General features: G+C 70.8%; 23 protein-coding genes. 13 read left to right on the top strand and 10 right to left on the bottom strand.

What is annotated here, in order from left to right:
* Window positions 1–341 precede the first annotated feature (341 nt).
* Both AC5020_RS04365 and AC5020_RS04360 read left to right on the top strand, forming a co-directional pair.
* Complete coding sequence (locus AC5020_RS04365) at window positions 342–1,553, top strand: endonuclease/exonuclease/phosphatase family protein (protein ID WP_464987366.1); 1,212 nt, start codon at window positions 342–344, stop codon at window positions 1,551–1,553.
* Window positions 1,554–1,611: 58 nt separating this feature from the next.
* On the top strand, window positions 1,612–2,460 hold the full coding sequence (locus tag AC5020_RS04360; RefSeq protein ID WP_464987365.1) for a sulfurtransferase: 849 nt from the start codon (window positions 1,612–1,614) through the stop codon (window positions 2,458–2,460).
* 22 nt (window positions 2,461–2,482) lie between these two features.
* On the opposite strand, the gene AC5020_RS04355 is transcribed toward AC5020_RS04360, so the two are convergent.
* Together AC5020_RS04355 and AC5020_RS04350 are read right to left on the bottom strand one after the other, a co-directional pair.
* Window positions 2,483–3,124, bottom strand: coding sequence for a class I SAM-dependent DNA methyltransferase (locus AC5020_RS04355; protein ID WP_377792669.1), 642 nt, complete (start codon window positions 3,122–3,124; stop codon window positions 2,483–2,485).
* A gap of 79 nt (window positions 3,125–3,203) precedes the next feature.
* Complete coding sequence (locus AC5020_RS04350; RefSeq protein ID WP_464987364.1) at window positions 3,204–4,997, bottom strand: alpha/beta hydrolase; 1,794 nt, start codon at window positions 4,995–4,997, stop codon at window positions 3,204–3,206.
* Window positions 4,998–5,068: 71 nt separating this feature from the next.
* On the opposite strand from AC5020_RS04350, the gene AC5020_RS04345 reads away from it, so the two are divergent.
* Complete coding sequence (locus AC5020_RS04345) at window positions 5,069–6,010, top strand: NAD(P)-dependent oxidoreductase (protein ID WP_377792667.1); 942 nt, start codon at window positions 5,069–5,071, stop codon at window positions 6,008–6,010.
* Between the two features lie 12 nt (window positions 6,011–6,022).
* On the opposite strand, the gene mtnN is transcribed toward AC5020_RS04345, so the two are convergent.
* A complete protein-coding gene (gene mtnN, locus AC5020_RS04340) occupies window positions 6,023–6,754 on the bottom strand; it encodes a 5'-methylthioadenosine/S-adenosylhomocysteine nucleosidase (RefSeq protein WP_464987363.1) in 732 nt (243 codons plus the stop codon).
* 124 nt (window positions 6,755–6,878) lie between these two features.
* Here mtnN and AC5020_RS04335 point away from each other — a divergent pair, with 124 nt between their 5' ends.
* Window positions 6,879–7,778, top strand: coding sequence for an alpha/beta hydrolase fold domain-containing protein (locus AC5020_RS04335; RefSeq protein ID WP_377792665.1), 900 nt, complete (start codon window positions 6,879–6,881; stop codon window positions 7,776–7,778).
* A 20-nt stretch (window positions 7,779–7,798) separates the two neighbouring features.
* Here AC5020_RS04335 and AC5020_RS04330 read toward each other — a convergent pair whose 3' ends face one another.
* Both AC5020_RS04330 and argS read right to left on the bottom strand, forming a co-directional pair.
* Complete coding sequence (locus tag AC5020_RS04330) at window positions 7,799–8,506, bottom strand: lysoplasmalogenase family protein (protein WP_377015927.1); 708 nt, start codon at window positions 8,504–8,506, stop codon at window positions 7,799–7,801.
* 281 nt (window positions 8,507–8,787) lie between these two features.
* Window positions 8,788–10,572, bottom strand: coding sequence for an arginine--tRNA ligase (gene argS, locus AC5020_RS04325; protein WP_464987362.1), 1,785 nt, complete (start codon window positions 10,570–10,572; stop codon window positions 8,788–8,790).
* Between the two features lie 68 nt (window positions 10,573–10,640).
* Between argS and AC5020_RS04320 the strand changes: the two genes are divergently transcribed.
* The 7 genes from AC5020_RS04320 to AC5020_RS04290 all read left to right on the top strand — a co-directional run bounded on the left by AC5020_RS04320 (window position 10,641) and on the right by AC5020_RS04290 (window position 18,511).
* A complete protein-coding gene (locus AC5020_RS04320) occupies window positions 10,641–11,060 on the top strand; it encodes a YccF domain-containing protein (protein ID WP_377015931.1) in 420 nt (139 codons plus the stop codon).
* Window positions 11,061–11,068: 8 nt separating this feature from the next.
* Window positions 11,069–12,154: an alpha/beta hydrolase gene (locus AC5020_RS04315; protein WP_464987361.1), complete on the top strand. Its 1,086-nt coding sequence runs from the start codon at window positions 11,069–11,071 to the stop codon at window positions 12,152–12,154.
* Complete coding sequence (locus tag AC5020_RS04310; protein ID WP_464987360.1) at window positions 12,151–13,731, top strand: alcohol acetyltransferase; 1,581 nt, start codon at window positions 12,151–12,153, stop codon at window positions 13,729–13,731. Before AC5020_RS04315 ends, AC5020_RS04310 begins: the two co-directional genes overlap by 4 nt.
* On the top strand, window positions 13,728–14,471 hold the full coding sequence (locus AC5020_RS04305) for a DUF6320 domain-containing protein (RefSeq protein ID WP_464987359.1): 744 nt from the start codon (window positions 13,728–13,730) through the stop codon (window positions 14,469–14,471). Before AC5020_RS04310 ends, AC5020_RS04305 begins: the two co-directional genes overlap by 4 nt.
* Before the next feature lie 164 nt (window positions 14,472–14,635).
* Window positions 14,636–16,492: a DUF7937 domain-containing protein gene (locus tag AC5020_RS04300; protein ID WP_464987358.1), complete on the top strand. Its 1,857-nt coding sequence runs from the start codon at window positions 14,636–14,638 to the stop codon at window positions 16,490–16,492.
* Between the two features lie 94 nt (window positions 16,493–16,586).
* Complete coding sequence (locus AC5020_RS04295; protein WP_464987357.1) at window positions 16,587–17,885, top strand: uracil-xanthine permease family protein; 1,299 nt, start codon at window positions 16,587–16,589, stop codon at window positions 17,883–17,885.
* A 56-nt stretch (window positions 17,886–17,941) separates the two neighbouring features.
* A complete protein-coding gene (locus tag AC5020_RS04290) occupies window positions 17,942–18,511 on the top strand; it encodes an AAA family ATPase (protein WP_494564392.1) in 570 nt (189 codons plus the stop codon).
* An 82-nt stretch (window positions 18,512–18,593) separates the two neighbouring features.
* Here AC5020_RS04290 and AC5020_RS04285 read toward each other — a convergent pair whose 3' ends face one another.
* From AC5020_RS04285 to AC5020_RS04265, 5 genes are all read right to left on the bottom strand, one after another.
* Window positions 18,594–19,604 (bottom strand): Gfo/Idh/MocA family protein, encoded by a 1,011-nt coding sequence (locus tag AC5020_RS04285; RefSeq protein ID WP_377015951.1) that lies wholly within the window; start codon window positions 19,602–19,604, stop codon window positions 18,594–18,596.
* A gap of 70 nt (window positions 19,605–19,674) precedes the next feature.
* Complete coding sequence (locus AC5020_RS04280) at window positions 19,675–20,649, bottom strand: Gfo/Idh/MocA family protein (RefSeq protein WP_464987355.1); 975 nt, start codon at window positions 20,647–20,649, stop codon at window positions 19,675–19,677.
* 151 nt (window positions 20,650–20,800) lie between these two features.
* A complete protein-coding gene (locus tag AC5020_RS04275) occupies window positions 20,801–22,174 on the bottom strand; it encodes an extracellular solute-binding protein (RefSeq protein WP_464987354.1) in 1,374 nt (457 codons plus the stop codon).
* On the bottom strand, window positions 22,171–23,130 hold the full coding sequence (locus tag AC5020_RS04270; RefSeq protein ID WP_464987353.1) for a carbohydrate ABC transporter permease: 960 nt from the start codon (window positions 23,128–23,130) through the stop codon (window positions 22,171–22,173). The genes AC5020_RS04275 and AC5020_RS04270 overlap by 4 nt, the downstream gene beginning before the upstream one ends.
* On the bottom strand, window positions 23,130–24,119 hold the full coding sequence (locus AC5020_RS04265; protein WP_464987352.1) for a carbohydrate ABC transporter permease: 990 nt from the start codon (window positions 24,117–24,119) through the stop codon (window positions 23,130–23,132). The genes AC5020_RS04270 and AC5020_RS04265 overlap by 1 nt, the downstream gene beginning before the upstream one ends.
* Before the next feature lie 188 nt (window positions 24,120–24,307).
* Between AC5020_RS04265 and AC5020_RS04260 the strand changes: the two genes are divergently transcribed.
* A complete protein-coding gene (locus AC5020_RS04260) occupies window positions 24,308–25,519 on the top strand; it encodes an ROK family transcriptional regulator (protein ID WP_464987351.1) in 1,212 nt (403 codons plus the stop codon).
* Window positions 25,520–25,626: 107 nt separating this feature from the next.
* Complete coding sequence (locus AC5020_RS04255; RefSeq protein WP_464987350.1) at window positions 25,627–26,142, top strand: hypothetical protein; 516 nt, start codon at window positions 25,627–25,629, stop codon at window positions 26,140–26,142.
* The last annotated feature ends 73 nt before the right edge of the window (window positions 26,143–26,215 follow it).

Here is a 26,215-nt window from a genome sequence, read left to right as displayed (position 1 = left end):
TCTGGCACTGCGATCCCGGCGCTGTCAGGGGCGGCTGCGTCTCTCGCCGGTGGGCGGATGGCCGACCGGAGGGTCACGGCAGGAGGCCGGTCGAAGGCCGCAGGGGGAGGGTCGTCGCCGTCCTCGGTCCGGAAGTCCGGCGGGATCCGCGCGGGCCCGTCGGAGACCCGCCGGGACACGCGCATGTCTATCTGACACGAAGCCGCGACCTGAAGACGGGGAAAACGCCCTGTCCAGGGGCGTTTCCGTCCGAGCGGGAGACTGGATGGGGAGGAGTGATCGTCCACATCAGGTGTCGCTCGCGCGGACCAGCATGCACAATGGAGACCATGACACCGCGCATGAGCCGACGCCGAGCGATCGCCGTAGCCGCCGCGGCAGGCCTCAGCCTGCCGGCAGCTACTGCCTACGCCGGGCAGCAGCCGGCCCGTCGCGGTGAGCGCATCGAGCAGCTGCGGGTGGCCACCTACAACGCCTCGCTGAACCGGGCTGCGGCCGGAGATCTCTTCGCGGACCTGGAGACCGGCGAGGACGAGCAGATCCGCGCGGTCGCCGAGGTCATCCAGACCAACAATCCCGATGTGCTGCTGATCAACGAGTTCGATCATGACGATCAGCAGCAGGGAATCGATCTCTTCCGCAGCAACTACCTCGAGGTCGGCCAGAACGGGCGCACCCCGGTCTACTACCCCTACGCCTTCACCGCTCCGGTCAACACCGGGGTCGCCAGCGGGTACGACCTCAACGCCGACGGCACCGTCGGCGGCCCGGACGACGCATGGGGCTTCGGTGAGTTCCCCGGCCAGTACGGGATGGTCATCCTCTCCCGGCACCCGATCCTCACCGACCAGGTGCGCACCTTCCAGAATCTCCGCTGGGCCGACATGCCGAGCAACCTGCTGCCCACCGAGTTCTACGGCGAAGAGGTCGCCGCCGAGCTGCGTCTGAGCTCCAAGTCCCATTGGGACGTGCCGGTGCGGGTCGGCAACTCGACGCTCCACGTGCTCGCGGCGCACCCGACGCCGCCGAGCTTCGACGGTCCGGAGAAGCGCAATCAGCGCCGCAACAGCGATGAGATCCGCCTGTGGGCCGACTATCTCAGCCCCGGCAGCCGTTCGCAGTGGATCGTGGACGATGAGGGCAAGCGCGGAGGCCTCGCCCCGCAGGAGAAGTTCGTGATCCTGGGCGACTACAACTCCGATCCGGCCGACGGCGATTCCTGGCCGGGCGCGATCGACCAGCTGCTCTCGCATCCCCGCATCCAGGATCCGAAGCCGCGCAGCAGCGGGGCGGTCGAGGCCGCCGAGCTGCAGGGTGGGGCGAATGCTGGCCACTCCAGTGACCCTCAGTTCGACACCGCCGACTTCTCGGACGACCCGAGCCCGGGCAACCTGCGCGTCGACTACGTCCTGCCGGAGAAGAACCTCCAGGTCGTCTCCTCCGCCGTGTTCTGGCCCGAGCAGGGTGCGCCCGGCAGCGAGCTGACCGGTGAATACCCCTTCCCCACCTCGGACCACCGCCTGGTGCGCCTCGACATTCAGGTGCGTTCCTGAGCTGACACACCACGGGCCGCCGCTCCATGGCTCGGCCCGCGCACGGAGGATCTGCGGCATGGCACCTGCGCTCGACCCGATCATCGACGTCGCCCAACTCCACGAGCTCCTCGACCGGGGCGCGGACCAGGGCCCTCCCGTCCATCTGCTCGACGTGCGGTGGGCATTCGACGGTTCCAAGGGCCACCACACCTACCTCGAGGGGCATCTGCCCGGGGCCGTGTACATCGACCTCGATACCGAGCTGTCGGCACCTCCCCGGCCCGACGCCGGCCGCCATCCGCTGCCCGACCCGGAGGAGTTCGCGGCCTCGCTGCGCCGCGCCGGCGTGACGGCGGACTCCGTGGTGATCGGCTACGACGACTCCGGCGGCGCCCCCGCCGGACGCCTGGTGTGGATGCTGCGCGCCCTGGGCCATGAGGCGGCCATGCTCGACGGCGGCCTGGCCGCCTGGGACGGCGAGCTGAGCACCGCCGACGAGCACCCTGCGCCCGGCGACGTGCCGGCACGCCCGTGGCCGGCCGACGCGATCGCCACCGCCGACGAGGTCGCTGCCGGAGGCGCCGTGGTCATCGACGCGCGGCCCGCCGAGCGCTACCGCGGCGACAGCGAGCCCATCGACCCCCGCGCCGGGCACATCCCGGGCGCGGTGAACCTGCCCTTCACCGGGAACCTCGGGGAGGACGGGCGCTTCCTGCCGCCCGAGGACCTCGCCGAGCGGTATACCGCGGCGGGAGTGCGGCCCGAGGGTGAGGCCATCGTCTACTGCGGCTCCGGCGTGAACGCCACCCACGACGTCCTGGCCCTGCAGCGCGCCGGATTCGGGAAGGTGCGGATGTTCCCCGGCTCCTGGTCGCAGTGGAGCGCCGACGACTCTCGCCCGGTCGCCACGGGGCCGAATCCCTGACCCGCGGATGTGCTCCGAGCTTTCAGGCTCCTCTGCGCGCGAAGACCATCGCTCCCGGTATCTCGTCGTCCGGTCGCAGGAGCAGCTCGGCCTCGACCGTGAACCCGGCGTCCCGCAACCACCCAGAGACGCGGCTCAGCGGGCGGTGGTGGCTGTCCACGGAGATCTGACGGCCCGTGTAGCCCTGTGAGGAGTGGTGCGTCCCCTCGCCCACGTGGAAGCCGACCAGCAGCGGGCCGGCCGGGCGCAGCACTCGGCGGAACTGCGCGAACACGCCGGGGACAGCGTGATCGGGGATATGGATCACGGACCAGAACGCCACGAGACCGGCCATGGATTCCTCGCTCAGCGCCAGATCGGTCATCGAACCCACCTCGAATCGCAGATGCGGGTATCGGTGCCGGGCGATATCGACCATCGCGGGGGAGAGATCGATGCCGACGGTGTCGATCCCGAGGCGGTGAAGATGGTCGGTGACGTAGCCCGGTCCGCAACCGATGTCGGCCACGGTCCCGCTCCCGCTCTCGCGCACCGATTCGGCGAACATCGCCAGGCCGCCGCGCAGATGGGGCCGTCGCTGCAGCAGACCGTCGACAGTGCGCGCATAACCGGTCGCATCGGCGTCGTAGGAGGCGCGGGTCTCGGACAGCCAGCTCTCGGGCATGAGCGTCACAGTAGCCGCCCGCGCCAGGCACTGAACGAGTAGGGCGTTCTCCGGGACGGCTTGCGGGCGAGCCAGGCGCTCACGTGCCCGGGTGGATCTCCCGGATCGCCTCGATGATGGCGAGGTGGCGGCGGCGCCGGGCCGTACGGTCCGCCGAGCTCGCGTCCTCCCCGAGCGCCGCGGCCCAGATGGGCACCATCTCCTCGTGGTAGGAGTGGCCGTGGCCGCCGGTGACCTTGATCGACAGCGGCATGTCGGCGGCGATCTGCCAGAACGTGATCCACGGGAACCAGCGCATGGCGGGGGTGACGTCGTGGCCCACGCGCTCCTGCAGCCAGGCCGGTTCCTCCCACAGCAGGGACGGCCGCCAGGCGACCACCGGATCCGACGGGTGCTGGGCGTAGACCACGCGCGGGCGCTGCCACGGCTCGTACAACCCGCCCCAGTAGTTGTGCTCGAGGTCGCGCGGGCGGGTGACCACGCGGATGTGCCGGCCGTTGTCCAGGATCGGGGCGATCGCCGGGGCACCCCGTCGGCCGCGCTCGGTGATCTCGCGGTAGATCGGCGTGAAGCTGGGTGTGCCCGTCCAGACCGCGCCGTCGACCTTGGCCAGCATGTCCTGAACATCGCGGAACGCCGCGTGGCCGCCGACGGAGCCCAGGGACTCCCCGGCCACGAACAGCCGCGGCCGGGACTCCTCGGGCATCTGATCCAGACGGCGGCGCACCGCATGGAACAGCAGGTGGCCGGCGCGCTGCGGGGAGCGCCCGTCGAGCAGATAGCTCAGCGCACTGGTGTAGACCGAGTACTGCAGGGAAGCGGTCGCACAGTTCCCGCCGGTGAGGAACTCGATGGCCGACAGCGACCACTCCTGCAGCCAGCCCGTACCGGTCCCGGTGAACAACACCAGCACGTCCCGGTCCCAGGCGCCGGTGCGGTCCAGCTCGGCGAGCACGGCGTCGACGGTCTGCTCGAGGGTGCGGGTCGAGGATTTCCCGGCGTAGACCCGGATCGGCTCCATGGCCTCCTGGCCGGTGGTCCGCGCGATGTAGTCCGCGCCCGCACCGGCCGAGACGATCTTGCGGCCCGGAGCCCCCAGGGACTGCCAGGACTCCAGCGAGTCCGGGCTGCCCGAGCGCAGGGGCGAGGTGGGACGGGGCACGTCGGGGGAGATCAGACGGTTCGCCGCCTCGGCGCTCTCGATCATCTGCTCGAGCAGCCGCCCGCGGACGATCCGTTCTGCGAGCACCGTGACGGTCGCGGCCGTCAGCATCAGGGAGACCGCGCCCACGGTCCGCGCGGGCAGGTAGGGCCGCAGCAGCGCCCGGTACAGGTGGGCGGTCGCGATCACGGCGCGCACCGTCACCAGGGTCCCGAACGAGGCGGAGAGCCCCCCGATCGTGCCGACGATGTGCGTGGCGAGGTTCTTGGGCTCCTGCTGGACCAGATGGCTGATCTCCCGCTGGCGGAGCACCCCGCGCACCCATGAATAGGCGGAGATGCCGATCAGGGCCGCGGCGCCCAGACCGCGGGCCCGACGCCGACGGTCCTCTGCGATCTCCACGTGCAGGCCGATCTCGGAGGCGGCCCGCAGCACCAGCCGCTCGGTCAGCACGCCGGTCGCGTAGCCGTAGATCTGGGAGAAGCCGATGTTGGCCGTCCACATCCACCAGGTCCGCGGCAGCAGGCTCGGGGAGGTGGAGATCCACCCGGTGATCGAGGCCCCGAGGAACCCGCCGGTCGACAGCGGGCGGCTCATCGCGGCCCGCCGCATCCGTCGGCCGGTCCTCCTGGTGGCCCCCCGCACGACGTCCGCGGCGCCACCGAGGACCGCCGAGAGGGCCGACACGGACGATGCGGAGCCAGATCCCATGGGGGCAGGGTATCGAACCCGGGCCGGGACGGCAGGGGCGCGACGGCCCGGGCACGCCGTAGCCTGTGGCCATGAAGATCCTGCTGCCAGACACCATCCCGCTGGACCCCACCCTGCCGGAGGGCTGGGAGTCCGCCGTCATCGACGCCCGCGCCGAGATCCCCGCCGAGCACCACGATGCCGACGTGCTCGTGGTCTGGGGCTCCTCCCGCAGGAACCTGAGCTCCGCCGCGGAGAACCTCGGGCAGCTGAAGCTGGTCCAGTCCCTCTCCGCGGGGGTGGACGGGATCCTCGCCGCGGGCTTCCCGGAGGACGTCGTCATCGCCTCCGGAGCAGGCCTGCACTCGCTGACGGTCAGCGAGCACGCCCTCGCGCTGCTGCTGAGCCTGCTGCGCCGTCTGCCCGAGGCCGCCGAGGCCCAGGCCCGCCACGAGTGGTCCCGGGAGCTGGGCGGGCTGCAGCCGCTGCACCCCGAAGGGCGCATCACCTCCCTGATCGGTGCGCGCGTGCTGATCTGGGGCTTCGGCCAGATCGGTCAGAACCTCGCCCCGACCCTCGCGGCGCTGGGCGCCGAGGTGCGCGGCGCCGCCCGCAGCGCGGGAACCCGGGCCGGTTTCGAGGTCATCGCCGACGAGGACGTGCTGGACGCGCTCCCGGAGGTCGACGTGCTCATCGACATCCTCCCGTCCACCGAGCAGACCGCCGGCGCCATCGGCCGCGAGGTCCTCGCGGCCCTGCCCGACCACGCCGTGCTGATCAACGTCGGTCGCGGCACCACGGTCGACCAGGCCGCGCTGCGCGAGGCGCTGGAGGCCGGAACCCTGGGCAGTGCCGGACTCGACGTGACCGACCCGGAGCCGCTGCCGGCCGACGACCCGCTGTGGGACGCCCCGCGGCTGCTGATCACCCCGCACGGAGCGGGCGGCCGCCCGGTGGGAGCCGACGAGCGGATCCGCGACAACGTGCGCGCCCTCGTGGAAGGCACCGAGATCCAGCACGTCGCCTCGCGCTGAGCGCGCCGGCGCTCACTCGGCGAGGTCGCGCGCCAGCTCCGCCACGGCCCGGGCGGAGATCTCCGCGACCAGGTCGATCTCGAGATGGAACTGCTGGCCCGCGGCCGGGCCGCACAGGTCCGAGACGGCCCGCAGGGCGACGAACGGCACCCCCAGCTGGGACGCGGTGCGGGCGCTCGCGGTGGTCTCCATGTCGGCGCTCAGCGCCGCGGGGAACCGCTGGCGCATGGGCTCCGCCAGGGGAGCGGTGACGAAGGCGTCCCCGGTCAGCATCAGCCCGCGACGGACTCCCGGGTCGCCCGGATCCTTCCGGGCCGCCTGCTCTGCCGCGTCGACCCAGTCGGGCTCGGCGAGGAAGCGCTCGGGCCCGCCGGGCAGCTGCCCCGGGGCGTAGCCGAACGCGGTGGCGTCGGCGATCGAGTACGTGAAGGACTCGCCCACGATCAGCGTGCCGACCTCGACGTCGGCCGCGAGCCCGCCGCAGGACCCCGCGGCGACCACGGCCCGAGGTCGGTGGGAGAGGATCCCCCAGGTCGCGGCGGCGGTCGCGGCCGCGACGCCGATGCCCGTGGTCACCACCACGGTGTCCAGACCCTCCAGCGTGCCGCGCACCGCAGCGACGCCCCCGGTGAACGGTGTCGGCAGCTCGCGGGGCCCGGCGAGGCGGGCCGTGACGGGGCTCGCCTCCTCCGGCATGGCCGTGAGCACCAGCAGCGGCCCGGTCGGATCACAGGAGGTCGTCATGACGGCAGGTTACCCGGCTGCCGGCCGGCACCCGCACCGGGCGCGGGAGCGGGGCTGCGGCCCGTTCGTTAGGCTGGCACCATCCGCAGCGAGGCGACCTCCGGGTCGCAGGTAGGAGGCAGTCATGGGTCGCGTCCGAGATGCAGTGGTGACAGGAGTCCGCGCGGTGCGTCGCATCCCGATCCCGTCGACGGTGTCCCATCAGGCGCTGCGGGAGGCCCGCCGCCCCCAGCCCCCGGCCCCGGTGCAGAAGGCCCACGCCGTCGAGAACGAGATGATCGGGCGCACGCGCACCGTGTGGCTCGACGGGCATCGCGCCGACAAGGGCATCATCGTCTTCCTCCACGGCGGCGGCTACGTCTCCGGTCCCTTCGTCAGCGACTGGGCGTGGCTCTCCCGCCAGGTCGACGACCACGGCTGCGCCGGGCTGATGGTCGACTACCGCAACGCCCCGGACCACCAGCACCCGGTCGCCCTCGATGACGCCGAGGCCGTGCTCACCGCTCTGGTCGCCGACGGTCGGCTCGCCGGGCAGCCGTGGGTGCTGGCCGGTCAGCACGCCGGCGGGGGACTGGCCTTCGCGATCGCCCGGCGTCTGCGCGAGCGCAGCGAGATCCCGGCACCGGCCGCGCTCGTGGCGATGTCCCCGTGGCTGGACCTCGAGCTGACCAACGCCGGCATCACCGAGACCGACCAGGTCGACCCCGTCCATGAGCGTCGCCTGCTGCGCGATGCCGCGCGACGCTATGCCGGCCGCACCCGGCTGGATGACCCGGATCTCTCACCGATCAACGCGAGCCTGGAGGGTCTCCCGCCGGTCCACCTCAGCGTGGGCATGCGAGACCTGTTCCTCTCCGACGTGCGCGTGGCCCGGCTGCAGCTGGAGGAGAACGGGCTGGACCTGTCCTACCGCGAGATCAGCGGTCGCCTGGGGCTGCAGCTGATCCCGCGCCGCGGTGAGGACATCGAACGTCTCCACCGTGAGCAGTCCGACCTCATCGGCAGGGCGCTCGGCTCCGCCTGAGCCCGGTCGCTCGGGGCCGGTCAGCTCTCGACGATGACGAGAGCCGCACCCGCCTGGCGGGGGCTCCAGCGGCGCGTCGGCACCGCCTGGATGATGCCCGCGATCAGCAGGGCGTGGCCGACCATGTAGGTCGCCATCACCCACACCGCGCTGTAGGCGATCGCCGCGCCCGGCAGGAACCAGTCCATCGCCAGCAGCGAGCTGGAGAGCATGAACAACGTGCCTCCGGTCCAGGTCAGCCCGTTGCCACCGGCGGACAGGAAAGCCATCGTCACCAGGGCCAGCCCGTAGACGGCCACCACGGGCAGCATGGGGCCGGCGCCATCCGCGCACGCGACGAACAACCCGATCATGACGCCGCCGTAGGGGATCGCCAGGGCGATGCGCAGGGTGTCCTTGGTGCGATTCCACATCGGGGCCAGCGCCACGGCGTAGCAGACCAGGGCCAGCAGGAAGCAGCCCACCGAGATCTGCTGGACCGCCTGCGGCGCCAGCTGGCTGAGACTGTCGCCCACCCAGGCGAACACCAGCCCGATCACCATCATCGTGGTGCTGCGCGTGCGATGCGGGATCGCTGTCAGCAGCACTGCGATCAGCAGCGGCGCGAGTATCGACTGCGTGCTGCGTCGTAGGAGCTCGGAGTCCGCCAGCAGGGCGAGGAGGTGCACCCCCGCGGTCAGGGCATACGCCACCCACAGCACGAGGTGGGCGGTTCGGATCGGCGGCACTGTTCCAGGTTAGAAACCCGGGAGGCTCCGGACCAGGAATATGACGAACGGTAGGGGCACGTTTAGGTAACGTCCTGACGCATTCGGGGCACAGGTCGACCGGGACGTCGTTTTCGAGCCGGGGACCCGCCCCGACCTGCACCGGAACCGGATGGAATTGCTGTCGGGTGTCCGGAAAGTATGTGCTCGTGGACCCGGTTTTCTCGCTCCGTGGATGCCGCGGCCACCGAAGCGCTGAGCCCCGCCCCCGCTGCGCTCGGGAGCGGGAGGCGCGCCGCGGTTCACATCTGCTGGGGCGCGTTGACTCCGAGCGCTTCGAGGCCCTCGACGAGGACGCGCTCGGTCAGCTGCGCGAGCGCGAGCCGGCCGGCACGGATCTCGTCGTCCGGCTCCGGGAGGATGGGCGAGGCGTCGTAGAAGGACGTGAACGCCTGGGCGAGGGAGAAGAGGTACCCGCACAGCCGGTGCGGCTCGTACTCCGCGCCGACCTGGGCCAGGGTCTGCCCGAAGTCCAGCAGCTGCAGGGCCAGGGCCCGCTCGGCGTCGTTCTCGACGTGCGGCTTCGCGCCGCCGGTCACGCCCTGGGCCTCGGCCTTGCGGCTGATCGAGCGGATCCGCGCCACCGCGTACTGCAGGTACGGCGCCGTGTTGCCGGTCAGGGCGAGCATGCGGTCGAGGTCGAAGGTGTAGTCCGAATCGTGCGCGGTCGAGAGGTCCGCGTACTTGACCCCGCCGATGCCGATGTCGTGGGCGATCCGGCCCCGCTCGTCCTCGGGGAGGTCCGGGCGCAGCTCGTCGATGACGGTGCGGGCGGTGGCCACGGCCTCCTCGAGCAGTGCCATCAGGCGCAGCGAGGAGCCGGAGCGGGTGCGCAGGATCTTCCCGTCGCTGCCGAGCACGGAGCCGATCTTGACGTGGGTCGCCTCGACGCTCTCGGGCAGCCAGCCGGCCTCGCGCGCGGCGGTGAAGACCATCTGGAAGTGAAGCTCCTGGGCGGAGCCGACGACGTAGGCGATACGGTCCGCACTCAGGTCGCGCACGCGGTGGCGGACCGCGGCGAGGTCAGTGGTGGCGTAGCCGTAGCCGCCGTCGGACTTGCGGATGATCAGCGGCAGCGGCTGCTCGTCGCGGCCGGTGAACCCCTCCGGGAACACGCACAGCGCACCGTCGGAGATGCGGGCGATCCCGTCGTTCTCGAGGTCCTGGCAGACGATCTCGAGCTGCGGGTTGTACGTGGACTCCCCGGCGAGGTGCTCGTCGCTCAGGGTCACGTCGAGCATGTCGTAGATGCGGTGGAAGTACTGCTTGGACAGGTCCACCAGGTGCGTCCAGATCCGCAGGGACTCCTCGTCACCGGACTGCAGGGTGGCCACCCGGCGGCGGGCGCGGGCGGCGAAGTTCTCCCCGTCGGCCGCAGCGGCCCCGGAGGCGCCGGCCGAGGCCTCCGCCTCGGCGGCGTCGAACTTGGCGCGGGCCGCCTGGTAGAAGGCGTTGGGGTCGGTGGTCAGCAGGCCGGCCTCGGCACTGTCCTCGCCGACGTCCAGCAGGTGCTCGATGAGCATGCCGAAGGGGGTGCCCCAGTCTCCGATGTGGTTCTGGCGGACGACGGTGTGGCCCTGCTTCTCCAGCGTGCGGGCGATGCTGTCACCCACCACCGTGGTGCGCAGGTGACCGACGTGCATCTCCTTGGCCACGTTCGGCGCCGAGTAGTCGACCACGACCGTCTGCGGCTGCTCGGGGGAGGGGATGCCGAGGCGGTCGTCGGTGGCGAGCTCCGCGGCCTGGGCGCCGATCCACTCCGTGCGCAGGCGGATGTTCAGGAAGCCCGGCCCGGCGATCTCGGGGGTCTCGGCGATGTCCTCGAGGTCCACGGCGGCGAGGATCTCGGTCGCGATGTCGCGCGGCTTCTTCCCCAGGCGCTTGGCCAGGCCCATCGCGGCGTTGCACTGGAAGTCCGCGAACTGGGAGGGACGGATGATCGGGTCCGCGTCGGCGTACTCGGGCCCGAAGGCGGCAGCGAAGGCGGACTGGAAACGCTCGGTCAGCGCGATCTCGGGAGCAGGCATGCGACCAGGGTAGCGGCGGTGAGGTCATCCCCCTGGTCGCGATGAGGTCCGGTGCCTAGGCTGACGCCATGCGCACGCTCATCACCCTGATCCTGAATCTCATCTGGCTCCTGACCGCCGGCTGGTCCCTCTTCCTCGGCTACGTGCTGGCCGGGGTCCTCGCCTGCATCTTCATCGTTACCATCCCCTTCGGCCTGGCCTCGTTCCGCATCGCGGGCTTCGTCATCTGGCCGTTCGGACGTGAGGTGATCGACACCCGTCGCGGCGGCGCCGCGAGCGCGATCGGCAACGTGATCTGGTTCGTCATCGCCGGCTGGTGGCTGGCGATCGGCCACGTGCTGACCGCCGTGGCCCAGGCCATCACCATCATCGGCATCCCCCTGGCGTGGGCGAACATCAAGCTGATCCCGGTGACCTGCTTCCCCTTCGGCAAGGAGATCGTCGACTCGGAGTCGGCCCGGGCCGCCATGCTGCCCACCACTCGCTGACCGCCGCCGTGAATCCTCTGTTCCGGGCGGTGCTGCGCCTGTTCGCCGCGCCCCGGCTCGACATGCGCGAGGACTACCAGCGCGTGCGACGGATCCAGCGCCGGCTGGCCTCACTGCCCGGGCCGCGGTACCGCACCGCCTGGGAGACGCTCTCGGGCAACCCTGCTGACACCGGCGGCAGCGGCGATCAGGTGCCGGTACGGGTCTTCCCGCCGAAGGAGAAGCTGCACGAGGACGTGCTGCTGTTCTTCCACGGCGGCGGCTGGGTCACCGGGGACATCGAGAGCTATACCCCGGCGTGCGCCACCATGGCGGACCTCACCGGCTGCGTGGTGGCCTCCGTGGACTACCGGCTCGCCCCGGAGGACCCGTTCCCGGCGGGCCTGGAGGACTGCTACCGCCTGGCTCATCAGCTGCTGGAGGATCCTGGCCGGCTCGGGCTCGAGGACGCCGACCGGATCGTGCTGGTGGGGGATTCCGCCGGCGGCAACCTGGCCGCCGCCGTCTCGCTGCTGCTGCGAGAGAGGGGCCATCGTGGCGCGAAACGGCAGATCCTGCTGTATCCGGTGACGCACTGGGATCACGACCCCGAGACCTCGCCCTTCGCCTCGGTGCGCCGTCACGGTGAGGACTACCGGCTGACGAACACCGAGGTCCAGGACTACATGGAGCTCTACGTCCCCGATCCCGACCAGCGCCGCCACCGGCTCGTCTCGCCGCTGATGGCCGAGGACCTCAGCGGCCAGCCGGCCACACTGCTGATCACCGCCGAGCGGGACCTGCTGTGCGACGAGGGCGAGGCCTACGGGCGCGCCCTGCAGGAGGCCGGGAACACCGTGCGCCTCCACCGCGTGGACGGGGCGCTGCACGGCTTCATCACCCTGCCCCGCTTCTCCCGTTCCCTGCGCGAGGCCTATGAGGTGATCAACGACTTCCTGCGCGAGCATCCGGCCGACGGGGACGCGCCGGCCGGGCACGCGCCCGCCACCGGCTCCACCGACGGGGGCGCGCCCGCCACCGGTTCCACCGACGTGAGCGCGACCGTGGACGGTCCTGCCGCGGCGGACCCCGTCGGCCCGGAGGACCCGCGGTGAGCCGCAAGGCGTGGGTGCGGCTGGACAACGCCTCGAACATCTTCCTCGCCGCCCGCAGCGAGATCGATCCCAAGGTGTTCCGCATGAGCGCCGAACTCGATCACGACGTGGACCCGCAGCTGCTGCAGGACGCGCTGGATCTGACATACGACCGCTACCGGCTGTACCACGCGGTGCTGCGGCGCGGCGTGTTCTGGTACTACCTCCAGGACAGCGACCTGCGGCCGGTGGTCTCCACGGACGACCAGCCCACCTGCGCCCCCATCTACCAGGCCGACCGGCGCACCCTGCTGTTCCGGGTGGTCCACCATCACCGGCGCATCGTCCTGGAGGTCTTCCATGCCCTCTCCGACGGCACCGGCGCCCTGTGGTTCCTCTCCGACCTGGTCGCGGCGTACGTCCGCCTGCGCCACCGCGCTCAGGAGCGCTCCGCCGACGAAGCAGCTGCGGCCGGGGAAGACTCCGTGGCAGGTGAACCCGCCGAGGGCGGTGGAAGCCCGGCTCCGGCCGACGCCGCCGCTGTCGGCCGGGGCGTTCCCGAGCCGGCGCAGGAGCTGACCACCGACTCGTTCGCGCACTACTTCCGCCGACGCCGGCGCCACCACGGCAGCAGGGGCGAGAGCCCGGTCTCCGGCACCGGGAGCGCGTCCAGCTCGCGGTCCGACGCCGGTTCCGGCAGCGCGCCCGGCTCCCGGTCCGCCTTCAGCCGGGCGGCGGCGCCGGCTGCGCTGACCGTCGCCGACATGGCACGGCGAGCACCCCGCGCGGCCTGGGAGCGAGGCCGCGCACGAGAACCACGGAAGCGGGTCCACCGGGTCCGCGGCACCCGGACGCCCGACAACCGCACCCGCGCTGTCGAGCTGACCATGCCCGCCACACAGGTGCTCGAGCTCGCCCGCGCCGAGAACGTCTCGCTGACGGTGTACCTGACGGCCGTGTTCTTCGAATCCGTGCGCCGGTCCTCGGGCGGTCTCGGCAGGGCCCGCACCCTGGCGGCGTCGGTGCCGGTGAACCTGCGCCAGTTCTTCCCCTCCACCTCGGCGCGGAACTTCTTCGCCACCATCCGGGTCGAGCACACCTACGGCGAGGGGGCCGACGATCTCGGCGCGATCTGCCGGCAGCTGGAGGGCCAGTTCGCCGCGCAGGCCACTCCCGAGGCCCTCGAGGAGAAGCTGCGAGGCTTCATCCGGTTCGAACGCACGCCCGCACTGAGAGCCGTGCCGCGGCCGCTCAAGGACGCCATCCTGCGGGCGGTGAACTGGGGCAGCAATCGCGGTCTCACCGTCGCCGTCTCGAACCTGGGGCGCGTGAGCCTGCCCGAGCCGGCGGAGTCGGAGGTGCGACGGATGCTGTTCCACGTCTCGGCCGTCCGGCCGCAGTTCTGCGCCATGTCCCACGCCGGCCTGCTCACGCTCAGCTTCACCTCGCCCTTCGTCGAGACCGGCCACATCCGCGAGTTCGCCCGGCTGCTCACCAGCGCCGGGGTCGACGTGACCGTCGCCGCGGCGCGGGTGACCGAGGGCGAGCTCTCGGAGGCGCAGCAGAGCGGAGCCGACCTCGCGGGGGCCGAATCATGACGCGGTGCCCCGAATGCGGGATCCGCATCGACGGCGCATGGGACCGGTGCCCGCTGTGTGCGGCGCCCGTCGTCGCCGATGCACCCGTCGGCACCGGAGCGTCCGTCGGTGCCGGTGCCGGTGCCGGTGCCGGTGCCGGTGCCGACGCCGTCACGCGCGCGCCGGACAGCCCGTTTCCCGCCGTGCCCCTGCGGTTCTCCCGCCGGCGTGTGCTCCGGGCGCTGTTCCTCACCTCGATCGCCGTCATCATCGCGTCGTTCCTCGCGCAGCTGCTGTTCAGCGCGGAGCTGGGCCGCATGGGAGTGCTGCGTTCGGTGTGGCTGGGCATCAACGCCATGTGGCTCGTGGTGCTGACGGCCGTGCGCACCCGGCGCAACCTCGCCAAGAGCACCGTGTACTTCGTGGTGCTGGTCGCCCTGGTCTGCGTGTACTGGGACTACCTCGCCGGGTGGCACGGCTGGTCGGTGACCTTCGCGGTCCCGATCGTCTGCGCCTCCTCCATCCTCGCGCTGCTGATCACCGTCCGGCTGATGCGGATCGCCGTCGGCGAGCACATCGTCTACAGCGGCCTGACGGTGCTGCTGGGCCTGGCCCCGATCGGGTTCCTCGCCTTCGGGTGGGTGACCACCCCGCTGCCCTCGGCCATCTGCGGCGCGCTGAGCGTGGTCGCCCTGGTGCTGCTCCAGCTCGCCCGCGGGCCGGACGTGCGCCACGAGCTCGCCAAGCGGCTGCACCTGTAGCGCGGTCGCAGCGCGTGCCCCGGGGAGCGGCGCCGGATATGTGTGCTTCGTGACCCGCGGCGCGCCGCGGACGGGTTCGGCCTCCGCGTCCCTAAGATCGAAAGGTCTGTGCGGGCCGGTCAGGGGGCCGCCCCAGCGCACCGGGAACCAGGAGAGCAGGTCAGATGAGCAGGAATCGACGGGGTGAGGAGAACCAGGACGCGGATTGGATCTTCGCGTCGGACGACCCCGGAACCCTGCCCACCGACCGGCTGCCCGACCGCGCGGAGTTCGACCGCTACGCGGCTCCGCTGCTCGCCCAGCGCCACGGCCGTCAGGCCCAGCCGCCGAGCGAGCACGAGACCGTGGACCTCAGCGGCCTCGACCCCGAGCAGCTGCGCCGAACGGGGTCCGAGCCCGACGCGAAGACCGGGGCCATCCCGGCGCTCGACGAGGAGGCCGACCCGGACGGCGTGACCGCGGACGCGGCGACCGGCCCGGCCACGGCCGACCCGGAAGCGGCCGACGCGGGAGCACCGGGCCAGAACGCCGCGGACCGGGCAGGTGGAGCCGTCCCGGCAGGCAGTGCCGAGGCAGAACCCGCCACCGCTCCGCTGCGGCCCCCGCGCGATGTCTCCTACGCCCGCTCCGGCACCACGCCGAACGCCGAGCACGACGACGTCCCGCCCAACGGGTTCGTGCTGCCGAACCGCTTCAAGGATCTCGGCATCTTCGACGCGCTGCGGGACATACTCGCCCTGATCTGCATGGCCTCGTCCATGACCACGACCTTCACGGTCGCCCACAACTCGCTGGTGGAAGGCGTCGGCAAGGCCGCGATCGGGATCGGCCTGATCGCGCTGGTCGCCGTGCACCTGCTGCGCTGGATCCCGCAGGAACCACCGCTGGGGGCAGTACGGATGGTGCGGGTGATCGGCCTGCTGCCCGCCCTGCTCGCCGCCGTCGGCGTCGTGCTCGCCGATCTGGTGCTCTCCCTGCCGGTGCTGTTCGCCTCCCTGCCCGACGGCCCGCCCGTCGGCATCGGGATCGGGGTGCCGCTGCTGCTGCTCGGCGCCGTGATCGGCATCGAGCCACGCGCCCACGAGGGCTACCTCCCCCAGGCCAGAGCCCGCCGCACCGCCCGGATCCTGCTGGTCGCAGTGGGCCTGGCCGCCGCCGCGGCCCTGCTGCTCGCGCTGGTGATGATCATCGGCCGCATCGTCACCACCGGCTGGGCCTACTCCCTGATGACCTTCGCCGACGCCATGATCTCCGCGCTGCTGATGGGCATCGTGCTCGCCTCGGCGCTGCTGCGCGAACGCTCCTGGTTCGTGTTCTCCACCGCCGCGGCAGGCGGCCTGGTGATCGCCGCGCTCGCCGACAACACCCTCCAGCTGCAGTTCGCCGCGCCGCTCAGCGTCGCCACCGGCTTCGTGTACCTGCCGTTCCTGTTCACCGCGTTCGGGCTGATGATCTCCCGCTCGTTCGTGCGCACCATGCCGATCTCCTTCCAGCGCGCCGACTGGCTGGTCTACACCGTGCGAGCGTTCGAGTTCAGCGCGATCATGCACGTCGCCGCCGTCGCCTGGCATCTGATGGCCGCGATCGCCGCCACGGCGGGGCAGGGTCGCGGCGGGCCCGTGCTGCACCTGATCGACGCCGGCGTCTGCGTCTGCTTCGTCGCCGTCTCCCTGTTCGCCCGCACCGCCCTGCTGGCACGCCCGGCGGTCATCGCCCGCGCCAGCGGCGTGATCGCGGGTCTCGTCCTCGTCGTGGTCGGCTTCCTCGCCATCATCGTCAACTCCCTGGCGATGGGCGCCGGCGCGGGCCTGGTCACCGGCGGCACGGCCCTTGCCATCGGCATCGCCGCCGCGCTCATGCTCACCGTGCCCGCCCCGGTGCGCGACGAGTTCGGCGCGCCGGACATCGCCCAGATGTTCGCCGACTTCCGCAGCCGCGACACCGGAAGCACCTCGCTGCTCAGCCAGGTGCCGGACGTCGGCGAGGAGACTGCCCGCAAGAAGTCCTTCCCCGGTCACTGACCGCCGGCCGCACCCGGCCCCGATCCCCGTCGGCAGAGACCTGCCGGCCGCGCCCCTCGGCCGTCCGGCCGTCCGTCCTCACCCCGGGAGAAGCATGTTCCGCTGGACCCTGCACGGCAACGGCCGCACCATCGCGCCCGACGCCATCGTCACCCCCGAGCAGCGCCTCGCCTGGCCGCTGACCATCGGCATCGGCGCCCAGCACGTGGTCGCCATGTTCGGTGCGACCTTCCTGGTGCCGCTGCTGACCGGGTTCCCGCCCTCGACTACGCTGCTGTTCAGCGGCATCGGCACGCTGCTGTTCCTGGTCATCACCCGCAACAAGGTGCCCAGCTACCTCGGCTCCTCCTTCGCCTTCATCGCGCCCATCACCGCCTCCACGGCAGCGGACTCCATGGGCGCCGCGCTGGGTGGGGTGATGATCACCGGGCTGCTGCTGGCCGCGCTGGGGCTGCTGGTCTCCCGGGTCGGAACTGGCTGGATCAGCACGCTGATGCCCCCGGTGGTGATGGGCTCCATCGTGGCCCTGATCGGCTTCAACCTCGCCCCGACGGCGTACGAGAACTTCCAGGAATCCGCCGTCACCGCGACCATCACCCTGTTCGCGGTGGTGCTGTGCACCGCCGTGTTCAAGGGTCTGCTGGGCCGGGTGTCCGTCCTGGTCGGTGTGCTCGTCGGCTACGTGGTCGCGGTGCTGCGCGGCGAGGTCGACTTCGCTCCGGTGCGCGAGGCGGCCTGGATCGGGCTGCCCGAGTTCCATCACCCCGAGTTCAACCTGGGCCTGCTGCCGATGTTCCTGCCGGTGGTGCTGGTGCTGCTGGCCGAGAACGTCGGCCATGTGACCAGCGTCGGGCTGATGACCCACCGCAACCTCGATCACATGGTGGGCCGCACGCTCGCCTCCGACGGGCTGGCCACCGCCCTCTCGGCCGGGTTCGGCGGCTCGCCCACGACCACCTACGGCGAGAACATCGGCGTCATGAGCGCCACCCGCGTGTACTCCACCGCCGCCTACTGGGTGGCGGGCATCGTCGCCATCGGGCTGTCGCTGTCGCCGAAGATCGGCGCCGCCATCTTCACCATCCCGCCGGGCGTGCTCGGCGGGGTCACCTTCGTGCTGTACGGGCTGATCGGCATCGTCGGCGTGCGCCTGTGGGTCGACGGCAGGGTCGACTTCTCCCAGCCCAAGAACCAGTTCACCGCGGGCGTCGCGCTCGTGGTGGGCATCGCCAACGTCACCTGGGCCATCGAGGGCATCGAGCTGACCGGCATCGCCCTGGGCACCCTGGCCGCGCTGATCATCTACCACGCCATGAACCAGCTCGGCCGCGCGCGGGGCACCGACGCCGAGCACGTCGGCCCGCAGGTGGCTGAAGCCGGGCGGCAGGACTGACGCGTTCGGCGCACCGGGAGGACCCGATGAACACACCGGCAGACGGAGTGCCTGAGGTGTCTCAGGATTCGCCGCCGACGCCGACGCCGACGACGCCGCCGCCGACGCCGACGCCGACAGAGGCGCCGGTGTTGGTGATACTGCGCGGGAACTCCGCGTCGGGGAAATCGACCAGCGCCCACCGAGTCCAGCGCTCCCTGCCGCGGGGACGGGTCGCCGTGATCGGGCAGGATCACGTGCGCCGGGAGATGCTGTGGGAGCACGAGCATCCACATGCCGACACCGCCGCGATTCTGCCGGTGATCGCGCGGCACTGCCTGGCGATGGGCCGGATCACGATCGTCGAGGGGATCCTCGACCGCGAACGGTACGGCGCCATGCTCGAGCAGCTGCTCGCCGGGCACGACGGGCCGAACCTGGTCTACTACCTCCAGGTGAGCCTGGAGGAGACCCTGCGTCGCCACGCCGTCAAGCCGATCGCCGGAGAGGTGAGCCCCGACGAGGTCGCCTCCTGGTACCGCCCCGCAGACCAGCTCGGAGTGGCGGGGGAGCAGACCCTGGGGGAGGAGCTCAGCGAGGACGAGCTGGTCGCGCGGATCCTCGCGGACCTCGCGGGGCGGAGCTGACCTGCCGCCCCACAGCAGACCGGCCGGCCCCGAGGAGTCGGGACCGGCCGGCCTGGTGTGCCCAGAGGCGTGTGTCTGCTTATCAGACCACCGGGACGTCGACCGCCTCGCCGGTGCGTGCGCTCTCGTAGGCGGCGAGGATGATGCCGAGCACCGCGATGCCCTCGGCCTCGGTGTTCAGCGGGCGACGGCCCGTCTCGAGGCACTCGACGAAGTCGGCGATCTCGGCGGCGAAGGTGTTGACGGCCTCGTGCTCGAAGACCTGCTCCTCGTCCTCGCCGCGGATCTTGACCCGCAGCGTGGTGCCGTCCGAGCTCAGCGAGCCCTTCTCGCCGACGACGCTGAAGCGGTCGGTGCCCGGCGCGGCGTCGTAGGCCCAGGAGGTCACCAGCTGGCCCACGCTGCCGTTGTCGAAGCGCACCAGGATCTGCGCGGAGTCCTCGCCCTCCATGAACTTCAGGCGGTGGGTCGACATCATGGCGAAGGCCTTGACCGGCTTGGCGCCCGCGAAGTGCATGAGCAGGTAGGTGGGGTGGTAGCCGGTGTCGATGTACTCGCCGCCGCCGCTGGTGGCGGCCTTGGCGCGCCATCCCATCGTGGAGGGGTCGAAGTTGTTGAAGAACGAGTCGGTGGTGCGCACCTCGTACACGTCGCCCAGGGCGCCGGAGTCGATGACCTCCTTGGCCTTGGCCACCGCCGGCATGAACAGCTGGTTGTGCGCGCACATCAGCGTCACGCCCGCCTTCTCGACGGCGGCGCGCACCTCGGCGGCCTCGTCAGCGCTGAGGCACAGCGGCTTCTCGCACAGGATGTGCTTGCCGGCCTCGGCGGCGGCCACGATGGCTGCCTTGTGCAGGTGGTGGGGCAGGCAGATGTCGACGGCGTCGACCTCCGGGTCCTTCACCAGCTCGGTGAAGTCCGTGTAAGCGCGGGCGCCGGTCTCCTCGACGCGCTTGGCGAGGGTCTCGGGCACGGCGTCGGCGATCGCGGTGATCTTCACGCGCTCGGGGATCGTCGCGTAGCCGGCGATGTGGGCGTTGGCGATGCCGCCGGCTCCGATGAGGCCGATGCGGACGGGCAGGGAGATGGTCATGGTGTTCCTTGTCTGCAGAATATGGAGCCGCGCGGCATCCGGGGCCGCGCGGCGTGCGGGATAGTGCGGCTCAGGCGCGGGCGTCGTCGTTCGCAGCGGCCACCAGTGCCGTCAGGGCACGTGCCCGGCGGAGGTTCTCCTCCATCGTGGCCTCGGTGCGGATCGACTCCACCCACTGGGCGAAGGGGATCGGGTCGTCGGCGGGCACATCGACCGTCGACCAGCCCTCACTGGTGCCCAGTCGCATCACGGCGTTGCCCTCGTCGTCGTTCTCGAAGCCGTACAGCACCGAGCCCTCGGTGCCGTGGACCTCGATGGTGAACGGGCTGGCCGGGGTGACGAACCCGGTCTCGATGACGCCGATGGCGCCGTCGGGGGTGGAGACGGTGACCGAGGAGTTGTCCTCGACCCCACGACCGGTCTGGTCGGTGTAGGTCGAGCGCACGGTGGAGATCTCCTCGCCCAGGATCAGCTGGGTGAGGTAGACGGGGTGGGCGCCGAGGTCGGAGAAGGCCCCGCCGAGCGCCTCGGAGGCGTCGTAGAACCGGGCCGGCAGCCAGTCGGCGGTGGAGCCGTTGTGGGCCAGGCGCACCCGCGAGTACGTCAGGCGCCCCAGGGTGCCCTCATCGAGGATCGTGCGCAGGGCGAGGGTGTAGCCATGGGTGAGCCGCGGCAGGGACACGGTGATCCGCACCCCGGCCTCCTGGGCGGCGCTGATCAGCTGGTCGCAGCCCTCGACGGTGGGGGCCAGCAGCTTCTCGGTGAAGATGTGCTTGCCGGCGGCGATCACCTTGGTCATCAGCTCGACGTGGTCGCTGGTGGCGGCGGTGACGGTGACGCCGTCGAGGTCGTCGCGGGCCAGGAGAGCGTCCAGGTCCGTGGTGGCCTCGACGCCGAGCTTCCCGGCGAGCTCACGGCCGCGGTCGGCGTCGTCGTCCCAGACGGCGACGAGCTCGGTCTCGGGGTGATCGAGGGCGGCGCGGCCGTATTCCTCGGCGTGGACGTGCCATGCGCTGAGCACGGCGATCCGCAGGGGAGTGGTCATGTGGTTCTGCTCCTGGATGGTGGTTCAGGTCTGTCGGGGCTCGAGCGTCGTGACTCGAGTCTGTCGCGTTCGGACGCCATCGGGTCCCGTCGACCGGGATCCGGTCCGGCGTGGACCGATGGCGGTGCGGTCGTCGATCGTGGTGTGCTGCTCAGCCCTCCGGGATCTCGCTGCGCTGCCCGTACGTCTCGGGCATCTGGTAGCCCTCGAAGAGGGACATCTTGGGTTCGATCATGGACTGGTTGGTCTCGATAGCTTCCTGCGGAGTCATGGACTTGATGGCCACCGACGTCCTGGTCCGATCGAGCGTCGACCAGATCGCCGAGCCCACCGGCAGGGGAGGCCGGGAGGTGGAATAGGGGAGCATCGTGCGGAAGATCTCCGCCGAGGGGTTGTAGTTGCCCTCCTGGATCGTCGGGATATTGGTGGGGAGATCGCCGAGCGGGGGCATCGTGAGGTTCTGGCCCGGGGTGCCCGCGTAGAACTTCATGAACTCCCACAGCGCCTTGGTCATGTTCGCGCCCTTGGGGACGACGAAGGAGCCACCGCCGGACCACGTGTAGATGTCGTCCTCCGGGCTGCTGACCGGCAGATAGGTGAACTTCAGCGGCAGATCCGGGGCGTACTTCTCGTTGCCGCGGATCGCGAACGGGCCCGTCGTGAGCATGGCGAGCCGCTCGCTGAACATGGCGTTCTGGGTCGGTGGGGCATTCGGCGGCTGGTAGGTCGCGAAGAACGCGTCGACCGAGGCGTAGGGGAACTCGTCCGCCCAATCGGCGAAGAGCTCGTACACGCTGCGCCACTCGGGCGAGTCCAGGGTGACGGAGGCGGTGGCGTTGTCGTACACCTGGGCGTCCAGGCCGAAACCCCAGGTGTAGGCCCACGCCTCGTCCCGCCAGGCGGAGAACCCGAGGTACTCGTAGTTGCCGCGGGAGTCGACCTTGGTCATCTTCCGGGCGGCCTCGCGCAGCTCGTCCCAGGTGAGGACGTGCTGCTCGGGATCGAACATGTCGAGGTCCACGCCGAACTTCCGCAGCACGTTCTCGTTGTACTCGATGCCGCGGGCATCGGTGCTCATCGGGAGCCCGTACAGCCGGCCGTCATAGGTCAGCTCGTCGATCGCGAACTGCAGCCATTGCTCGGTGAACTCCTCGACGGAGACGCCCTCGTACTCCTCGATGAGGCTGTCGATGGGTTCGAGCAGACCGATCGAGGCGTTCTGGACGGCGTTGAAGCGGTCCATCATCCACAGATCGGGCGCGGTGCCGCCGCGCACCGCGGTGATGATCTGGCTGTTGTCGGCGGCGCCGTTGGAGGGGACCTGGTCGACGACGATGTTGACGTCCCGCCCCGCCTCGGTCTCCTTGAAGGCTGCGATGGCGGCGTCGTCGAACCGTTTGTCCGCGGCGCCGAAGCCCCAGTACCGGATCACATTGTCGCCTTCGGGTGGCCGCGGGGCGCAGGCGCCCAGCGCGAGCGCGCCCGAGGCTGCTGCACCGCCCAGGAATGTGCGTCGGTTGATCACTTGAAACCTCCGATGGTGATACCGCGGATGAAGTACCGCTGGAACACGAAGAACAGGATGAGCAAGGGGAGGATGACCAGGAAGGACGCGGCCATCAGGAGGTTGAACGAGACGTCCTGGGCGTTGACCGACCGGAAGGCCTGCAGGCCGATCGACAGCGTCTGGACGCTCTCGTCCTGGAGGTAGATCAGCGGGCCCATGAAGTCGTTCCAGGAGGCGACGGCGGCGAAGATGGCGACCGTGGTCAGGGCGGGCTTGGCGGTGGGGAACACTAGGCGCCACAGGATCGTCCACTCGCGGGCGCCGTCCACGCGGGCCGCATCCAGCATGTCCTTGGGGATCTGCAGCAGGAACTGGCGCAGCAGGAACACGTAGAACGCGGAGCCGAACATCGACGGGATGATCAGGGGGAACAGGGAGTTGACCAGGCCCAGACGCGCCCACATGTCGAACATCGGGATCAGCGTCACCGGGAACGGCAGGAACAGCGTCGCGATGACCAGATAGAAGACGAGGTCGCGGCCGGGCCAGCGCAGGCACGAGAAGCCATAGGCGACGATGAAGTTGGAGATCACCGAGAACACCACGACCGAGATCGTGATGATCGCCGAGTTCGCGAAGAACTGCAGGAACGGCATGGCCGTGACGGCCTCGACGAAGTTCCCGAACTGCCACGACTCGGGGATGAACGTCGGTGGGAACTTGGCCAGCTCCTGGTCGGATTTCACCGCGGAGATGATCATCCAGTACATCGGCAGCAGGAAGAAGACGGCCAGGGCGATCATGACCACCCGGGCGATCAGCGTGGCGTACCAGGGACGCAGCGTCCCGTCGGCGCGACGGTTGAGCATCTCGGCTTCGGCCGTGCGAGGCCGACGTCGGCGGGACGTGCCCGGGAAAGGTGCGGGAGCGCCGTTGCGGGGCGCCGGGCCGTCGGTGCGGGTCAGGGTGCTCATCAGGCTGCCTCCACGTCGTAGTTCACGAACCGGCGCGAGAGCCAGAAGATCAGCAGGGCCAACGTCAGGCCGGCGAGGAACAGCAGCACCGCCAGGGCGGAGGCGTATCCGAGCTCCGCGAAGCCGAAGGCGTTCTGGTAGAGGTACATCATGTAGAACAGCGCCCCGGCATCAGGGTCGCCGGTGCCATTGGTGACGATGTACGCCTCGGTGAACACCTGCAGCGCGCCGGAGACACCGGTGATCAGGTTGAACAGGAGCACCGGGGTCAGCAGCGGCAGGGTGATCGAGAGGAACTGCCGCATCGGGCCGGCGCCGTCGACTCGCGCGGCCTCGTAGACGGTCTTGGGGACGTTGCGCAGACCGGCCAGGAAGATCAGGGCGGCATTGCCCGCCCCGAACTGGGCCATCAAGATGATGGCGATCTTCACTCCCGTCGGATCCCCGAGGAGGTTCACGTTCGAGCCGCCGAACAGGTTGAGGATCTGGTTGAAGGCGCCGAACTGGGGATTCAGGAACACGATGAAGATGAATGACATCGCGAAGGCCGGAATCAGCGAGGGCGCGTAGAAGATCGTGCGGTAGAAGGCGACCTCGCGCATGTTCTGGTTCATCGCCAGAGCCAATGTGAGGGCGACGATCAGCCCGAGGGGCACCGCGATCAGGGCGAAGAACATCGTGTTGCCGGCCGCCTTGGCGACCAGCGGGTCCGTGAAGGCGCTGACGTAGTTGCGCAGCCCGACCCAGGTGGGGGAGCCCATCCCGGAGTAGCGGGTGAAGCTCAGATAGATCGAGTAGCCGACCGGGTAGACGATGAAGACCAGGATCCCGATGATCCACGGCGAGATGTAGCGCAGGCCGACGGTGAGGTCGCGCTTGTCGGCCAGCGTGAGCCGACGGCCGCGCAGCGGCGTTCGCGGCGGCGTGACCTCGCTCGGTGGGGGTGCGGTTCCCGACGCGGCGGAGTTCGCGGATCTGGTCGCGGTCATGGGTCTCCCTTCGGTGCGACGACGGAGAGCCGACCGTCGCGGACTGGACAGCGGGTCGGCGACGCTCCGAGCCGACTGCGGCTCGTGGCAGGGATGCGATGTGGACCACTCTGTCGTACGGACGCAGACATTACTCATACCGATGGAGTAATTCAATGGGGCATCATGACCCCAGCGGAAGGAGGGCGATGCGCGCGACGACGATGCCGCAGGTGGGGGCCCGGAACGAGCTGATCGTGCTGCGGGAGATCCGCGTGGCACCACGGGGTGTCGACCAGTCGACGCTGATGTCGCGGTGCGGTCTCTCGCGCCAGGCGGTCTCGCAGATCACGAGGCGCCTGATCGAGCGGGGGCTCGTGATCGCGGAGCCGTTGTACACCAATCGCCGCGGCAAGCCGGCGATGTCGCTGCGCGTCCGGCCGCAGGCGATGCTGTCCGCCGGGATGCATCTGGATCCCGCCCACATCACGGTCACGCTGGTGGACATGCTCGCTCGCCCGGTGCTGCAGAGGGCCCTCGAGGCGCCCGGGGACGATCCTGCGGCCGACATCGACCGGATCGGTGCGGCACTGGACGGCATGCTCGCCGAGCTGCGCGCGGCCTCCTCCGCAGACCCGGAGTCGGAACCGCCCGGCACCCTCCAGGGGATCGGCGTCGCCGTTCCCGGAGGGCTCGATGCCGCAGGCGGCAGGATGGTCGACCCGCCCTGGCTCCCCGGCTGGCGCGACGTCGCCCTGGCGGAGATGATCCGACAGCGCACCGGGCTGCCCGCCGTGCTCGACAAGGACACCAACGCGGCTCTGACCGCCGAATGCTGGCCGGGTCGCTTCCCCAGCCACGAGACGGTGCTCTACCTCTACGCCGGCGCCGGGGTGGGATCGGCCGTCGCCGGCCACGGCGGCATCCATCGGGGCAGTACCGTGCAGGCCGGCGAGATCGGACACCTGCCCACGGGGATCGACTGCGCCCGGTGCCCGTGCGGGCGGATGTCCTGCCTGGGCATCTACACCGACGTGGCACGAGTCCTCGAGCGGGCACGTCTGGCCGGCGTCCCCCTGGACGCGCAGGCGCGCCCCGCAGAGTCGCTGGGAGTGCTGCGAGACCTGGCGCGGACGGGCGATGAGATCGCACGGAACCAGCTCCGCGAGTACGGCAGGGCCCTGGCCGAAGCAGCGCGGACTCTGACCAGCATCCACGATCCGCACCGCATCATCGTCGGCGGCCCGTACTGGGACTTCATGGCGGAGGAATCGATGCCCCTGGTGGCCGCCGGCGCCCGGCGGGCTCTGGGCGGCTCCCACGATGTCGACGTGGTCTCCTCGACCTTCGGCGATGACGTCGGGGCCATCGGTGCCGCGACCCTGTTCCTGGACCGCAAGCTCTCCCCGGCCTCGGTGTGAGAGCCGCCGGAGCGGCGTCCATGCACCGTGCGGTCGGAGCCGTCGTCGTCTCCGCGATTGCCGATTAGCATGAACGGGTCCCCACGGCGACCGTCCCAGCGGGAGGCATGGTGTCCGTTCTCGACGCGAGGCCCGCAGCCGCCGGCAGAGCGGCTGCGTGGCGGCGCGCGCTCGGCGCCGGCGCCGCGATCGCGCTGATGCTCTGCGGATGCGGCTCCGGCTCTGCCACCCCCGTGCCGATCGACCAGGCCCGCGCGATGAGCGAGGAGATGCTCCCTCCGCTGCAGGACGCACTGCTCACCGGCCCCGATGCGCAGTGGACCGATGGCCGGGAGCAGGCCACGACCGACGTACGGGGCACCTGCCGATGGACCCCCGGCGACGCCACTGCGGAGACCGCGATCCCGCAGGAGAAGTCGACGTGGATGGAGCGCCGCGACGCCGTCAACGACGTCCTGGAGCACCACGGCTTCGACGCCGTCTGGGAGCCGATGCAGAAGAACGGCACGTACGGCTTCTCCACCAGCCGCGAGGACGGTGCGGGCATCGCGCTGTATGCCACCAAGGGCGGCACCGTGATCCGGCTGTTCAACGTTCCCGTGGCTGACGGTGCCTGCGAGTAGATAGGTCCCCGGGCGCGGCGGGTCGGGGAACCGAGCGGTCAGAGCCGATCCCGGCGCTTCACCTGCGCACGCC

It is taken from the genome of Brachybacterium sp. SYSU DS0246 (assembly GCF_059391765.1).
This window is presented reverse-complemented; position numbering and strand designations above follow the sequence as displayed.

Excerpts from the sequence above, each read along its gene's own strand:
- AC5020_RS04365 (WP_464987366.1), top strand. The coding sequence starts at position 342 with ATGAGCCGACGCCGAGCGATCGCCGTAGCCGCCGCGGCAGGCCTCAGC.
- AC5020_RS04360 (WP_464987365.1), top strand. The coding sequence starts at position 1,612 with ATGGCACCTGCGCTCGACCCGATCATCGACGTCGCCCAACTCCACGAG.
- AC5020_RS04355 (WP_377792669.1), bottom strand. The coding sequence starts at position 3,124 with ATGCCCGAGAGCTGGCTGTCCGAGACCCGCGCCTCCTACGACGCCGAT.
- AC5020_RS04350 (WP_464987364.1), bottom strand. The coding sequence starts at position 4,997 with ATGGGATCTGGCTCCGCATCGTCCGTGTCGGCCCTCTCGGCGGTCCTC.
- AC5020_RS04345 (WP_377792667.1), top strand. The coding sequence starts at position 5,069 with ATGAAGATCCTGCTGCCAGACACCATCCCGCTGGACCCCACCCTGCCG.
- mtnN (WP_464987363.1), bottom strand. The coding sequence starts at position 6,754 with ATGACGACCTCCTGTGATCCGACCGGGCCGCTGCTGGTGCTCACGGCC.
- AC5020_RS04335 (WP_377792665.1), top strand. The coding sequence starts at position 6,879 with ATGGGTCGCGTCCGAGATGCAGTGGTGACAGGAGTCCGCGCGGTGCGT.
- argS (WP_464987362.1), bottom strand. The coding sequence starts at position 10,572 with ATGCCTGCTCCCGAGATCGCGCTGACCGAGCGTTTCCAGTCCGCCTTC.
- AC5020_RS04320 (WP_377015931.1), top strand. The coding sequence starts at position 10,641 with ATGCGCACGCTCATCACCCTGATCCTGAATCTCATCTGGCTCCTGACC.
- AC5020_RS04305 (WP_464987359.1), top strand. The coding sequence starts at position 13,728 with ATGACGCGGTGCCCCGAATGCGGGATCCGCATCGACGGCGCATGGGAC.
- AC5020_RS04300 (WP_464987358.1), top strand. The coding sequence starts at position 14,636 with ATGAGCAGGAATCGACGGGGTGAGGAGAACCAGGACGCGGATTGGATC.
- AC5020_RS04295 (WP_464987357.1), top strand. The coding sequence starts at position 16,587 with ATGTTCCGCTGGACCCTGCACGGCAACGGCCGCACCATCGCGCCCGAC.
- AC5020_RS04285 (WP_377015951.1), bottom strand. The coding sequence starts at position 19,604 with ATGACCATCTCCCTGCCCGTCCGCATCGGCCTCATCGGAGCCGGCGGC.
- AC5020_RS04280 (WP_464987355.1), bottom strand. The coding sequence starts at position 20,649 with ATGACCACTCCCCTGCGGATCGCCGTGCTCAGCGCATGGCACGTCCAC.
- AC5020_RS04270 (WP_464987353.1), bottom strand. The coding sequence starts at position 23,130 with ATGAGCACCCTGACCCGCACCGACGGCCCGGCGCCCCGCAACGGCGCT.
- AC5020_RS04265 (WP_464987352.1), bottom strand. The coding sequence starts at position 24,119 with ATGACCGCGACCAGATCCGCGAACTCCGCCGCGTCGGGAACCGCACCC.
- AC5020_RS04260 (WP_464987351.1), top strand. The coding sequence starts at position 24,308 with ATGCGCGCGACGACGATGCCGCAGGTGGGGGCCCGGAACGAGCTGATC.
- AC5020_RS04255 (WP_464987350.1), top strand. The coding sequence starts at position 25,627 with ATGGTGTCCGTTCTCGACGCGAGGCCCGCAGCCGCCGGCAGAGCGGCT.